Below are 2,733 nucleotides of genomic sequence, written 5' to 3'. Positions count from 1 at the left end.
CCGCCGTACCGCCACTCCCCAATCAGGATTAGCACCTTGGCTATCGCCCTGCCCCCGCCGGCTGAACCGCAGATGGTGCCGGCGGCAGAAATTCGTCCCTACGCCAAGTTGAAGGTCCAGGCCGGCGCGCTGACCTTCTACGTCGCCGATTTCTGCAAGCTCGGTACGGCGCAGGTGGTGCGTGTGGCATCCGTTGCCACGACTCCGGCCGAGATCGTCCGCGGCCTCGGCGCCAGTTGTTATCTGCTCGGCTATCCAGCCGCGATGACCCGCTACGGCGTCGACGGCTCGACGCTGTACATCGAAGTTCAGCGTGGAAGAATCAGCTCGGTGGAAGCGCCACCGAGGATCAAGGCGTACTTCGCCGGCATCGAAAAATCGCGCTTCGTCACCGCCGCCAACCTCGAAAAACGCCGCGTGCTGGCCGATTCGCTCAGCGAACGCGCCGGCGACAATTATCAGATGCAGTTGGTACCGGATGGCCCGGATTCCTCGAAGCTGGTCATCGACAATCCGACCGATGGCCGTGATCGCCTGCAGCTGCGCGCCGGCTTCGCAACCAACGGCAATCGCTATTCCGGCCGCTACATCGCCGATGGCCAGGCCCGTTACTCATGGGGCGATGGCACGGAAGCGCTGGTCGGTATCGGCGCGGCGGTGCGTCCTCCGCAGTTGCGCGACGACCAGAGCGGCCCCTATCACGAAGCCTCGGGCTCCTTGTCGCGGGTCACCACGGCCGGCGTGCTCGGCGTCGACGGCCGCTATGTCGAACTCAAGCCCAAGGTACCGGCGATCGATGCCATGGGTACCGTTTTCCCGGCCGGTCTGGACGGCGAAATCACTGAAGCCGGCGTTTCCTGGCTGGTGCCGCTGCATGCCACCTACACCGAGCGTGTCACCCTGAGCATGCGCGTGGCTCGCGTGCAGCAGACCTTCGATTTTGACGATCAGCGCCTGCTGACCGAGCGCTACACCAAGGCCAATATCGTGGTCAGCGCGGCCACCCGGTTCGCGATCGCCGACAACCACGTGTTCGAGCTGCAGGGTGGTGTCGACCTCAGCCAGGGCTTCACTTCGTCGCCGTTCGTGCCAGCCGATGGCGGCGGACGCGGCCAGTTCTCGATGGCCCGGCCGGCGATCCGCCTGAGCTACCAGCCGGGCGCCGCGTTCTCGCCGGCGATCGAAGCCTCGGCGCAGTTCAGCTCGGCGGCGCTGCCGCAGAACGAACAGGTGGTGCTCGGCGGCGACACCCAGCGCGCCTTCGAGCCCGGCACGGCCGCTGGCGATCAGGGCTGGCGCGCGCGCGCCACGATCAACCATCGACCCTGGGCACTGGGCTGGCTGTCGCTCGAACCGACGCTGTTCGCCGAGTACGGCGCCGCCCGCTTTCGCGATCCACCACCGGTTGCGGCCGGCACCGCCCAACGCGCGGCGGTTGGCCTCGAAGCGACCGTGCGACTGGGCAGCACGGTGGAGTTCACCGGCTTTGTCGCCGAGCCGGTCCTGGCCTCGGGACCGTCGCTGCTCGCCGACGACGAACGCCGGCTGGGCGCGCGGCTGAGCATCACTTACTGATCCGCGAACGACGCCGGTCGTCATGACCGGCGTCGTTCAGCTTCAAACCTCGGCCTTGTCGCCCTTCTCTTCGAGCCAGGCCTTGCGATCACCCGCGCGCTTCTTGGCCAGCATCATGTCCATGATCGCGTCGACGGTGACCGGTACTTCGGCCCCTTCAAGGTCAGCGATGCCGGTGTCGATGGCGCCGTCCAGGGTCAGCTGAACGAGCCGGCGGGTATCGCGGCTCATCGTCGTTTCGCGGAGCTGCAGCGGATTCATCTCGCCCAGACCCTTGAAGCGGGTGACGTTGATCTTGGCCTTGTTGCCTTCGGCCTGCAGGCGATCGAGGATGCCTTCGCGCTCGGCATCGTCGAGCGCGTAGAACACCTGCTTGCCGGCATCGATGCGGAACAGCGGCGGCATCGCGATGTAGATATGCCCAGCCTTCACCAGCGGCCGGTAGTGCTTCAGGAACAGTGCGCACAGCAGCGTGGCGATGTGCAGGCCATCGGAATCGGCATCGGCCAGCACACAGACCTTGCCGTAGCGCAGACCGCTGATATCTGACGATCCCGGATCGACACCGATCGCGACGCTGATGTCGTGGATTTCATTGGACGCCAGCGCCTCATTGGCATCGACTTCCCAGCTGTTCAGGATCTTGCCGCGCAGCGGCATGATCGCCTGGGTGTCGCGGTCCCGCGCCTGCTTCGCCGAGCCGCCGGCGGAGTCGCCTTCGACCAGGAACAGCTCGGTCTGATTGAGATCGGTCAGCACGCAATCGGCCAGCTTGCCGGGCAGCGCCGGGCCGCTGGTGATCTTCTTGCGCACCACCTGCTTGGCCAGCTTCATCCGCGCATTGGCGTTGGCGATCACCAGCTGGGCAACCTGCTCGCCGGCTTCCGGATGCTTGTTCAGCCAGACCGAGAACGAATCGTGGACCACGCCCTGAACGAAGGCGGCGGTCTCGCGTGAAGACAGTCTTTCCTTGGTCTGGCCAGCGAACTGCGGATCGAGCATCTTGATGCTGAGCACGTAGCTGCAGCCCTGCCAGACATCGTCCGGCGACAGCTTCAGGCCACGCGGCAGCAGATTGCGGAACTCGCAGAACTCGCGGATCGCTTCGGTCAGGCCGGTACGCAGGCCGTTGACGTGGGTGCCGCCCTGCGCCGTCGG

The 2,733-nt window shown here is 65.9% G+C and carries 2 protein-coding genes; one reads left to right on the top strand and one right to left on the bottom strand.

Annotated features, from left to right (window positions below):
* Window positions 1–36: 36 nt before the first annotated feature.
* Window positions 37–1,575 carry a ShlB/FhaC/HecB family hemolysin secretion/activation protein gene (locus tag Q0D45_RS19025; RefSeq protein WP_293396678.1) on the top strand — a complete coding sequence of 513 codons (1,539 nt, stop codon included), beginning with the start codon at window positions 37–39 and terminating at the stop codon, window positions 1,573–1,575.
* Between the two features lie 42 nt (window positions 1,576–1,617).
* Here the strand turns inward: Q0D45_RS19025 and Q0D45_RS19020 are convergent.
* On the bottom strand, window positions 1,618–2,733 hold a 1,116-nt coding region (locus Q0D45_RS19020; RefSeq protein ID WP_293396675.1), incomplete at its 5' end, for a toprim domain-containing protein.

The sequence above is a fragment of the Nevskia sp. genome, assembly GCF_023266035.1.
Taxonomy (GTDB): domain Bacteria; phylum Pseudomonadota; class Gammaproteobacteria; order Nevskiales; family Nevskiaceae; genus Nevskia.
This window is presented reverse-complemented; position numbering and strand designations above follow the sequence as displayed.